At 34.0% G+C, this 1292-nt stretch carries 1 protein-coding gene; it reads left to right on the top strand.

Going from position 1 to position 1292, the window contains the following annotated elements; translation table 11 throughout:
* Positions 1-119 precede the first annotated feature (119 nt).
* The coding region (locus D8M03_RS17570) for an ISL3 family transposase (protein WP_121216064.1) at positions 120-1292 on the top strand (1173 nt) is incomplete at its 3' end.

Below are 1292 nucleotides of genomic sequence, written 5' to 3'. Positions count from 1 at the left end.
GGTTCTATAATATTTGTTGGGGTTTTACTACAATTTTTGACAATAAAAAAGCACGTAACCACCGATTTCGATATACTTGAATTGACGAGAAACAAGTTATGAAAGGTGATACGTGCAATATGAATTTTAACATGAATATACCAGGATTAAAAGATGTAACAATTCATAAGATGGAGGAGATTGGAGACCGTGTGGCTTTATACGTGTCGCTTCCGAAGAAAGAACATCAATGTCCAGTTTGTAAGAGAATGACCTCTAAAATTCATGATTATCGAGTTCAAAAAATTAAGCATTTAAAATGGTTTGAAAGATTAACTATCCTTTTTTATAAACGCCGTCGTTATGTATGCGAATGTGGAAAACGCTTCTCAGAAAAATCCCCTTTCGTGGATAAATATCAACGTTACTCAAAAGAATGGAACCAAGTTGTTGGAATTCGTTCAGTAAAAGCAAAGACATTTAAGGAAACTGCAGAAGTCCTTGGAACATCTAGTTCAACTGTAATTCGTCGCTTTAAAAATGTTGTAAAAGAACAGTTAAAAGAGGGAGTACATTTACCGAAATGTATTGCAATCGATGAATATAAGGGAGATACCGATGCAGGGACCTATCAACTAATTATTGCGAACGCTGAAACACACGAACCGATTGATATTTTACCAAATCGACGCAAAGAAACGATTAAGGATTATTTAATGAAATATGGAGCAGCTGTAGAAGTAGTGGTAATGGATATGAATCCAAGTTTTAAGGCAGCTGTTAGAAAAGCATTAAATCGCCCCATTATCGTAGCAGATCGATTCCATTTTTCTCGTTATATTTATTGGGCACTAGATGAAGTACGTCGTAAAGTGCAGAAAGAATGGCATCCTTATGATCGTAAAAAGTGTAAGAAAATGCGCCATGTCTTATATAAACGGTTTGATAAGTTAACAGAGAAGAATCGCTGGTATTTAAGACGCTATACAGGGATGTCTAGTGAATTGAGAAAAGCCTATGAACTTAAGGAAGCCTATTGTAAATGGTTTGATTGGGCAAAAACAACTGATGATATAACAGAAGTTAAAAAGAGATTAGAAGCTTTTTACCGTAAGGTAGAAGAAGCAAAGATTCCAGCATTCATAAAAGCGATTCAAACTTTTAAGAATTGGCAAGTAGAGATCTTGAATAGCTTTAGTTTTAGGTATTCAAATGGATTTCTAGAAGGCATTAATAATAAATCGAAGGTAATGAAACGAAATGCTTATGGTTTTAGAAGTTTTAAGCATTTTAAAGCAAAGATTTTATTAAAT

Source organism: Ureibacillus endophyticus (genome assembly GCF_003628435.1).
Classification (GTDB): domain Bacteria; phylum Bacillota; class Bacilli; order Bacillales_A; family Planococcaceae; genus Ureibacillus; species Ureibacillus endophyticus.
Note: the sequence above shows the minus strand (reverse complement) of the source record. Positions and strands in the feature narration are given on the sequence as shown.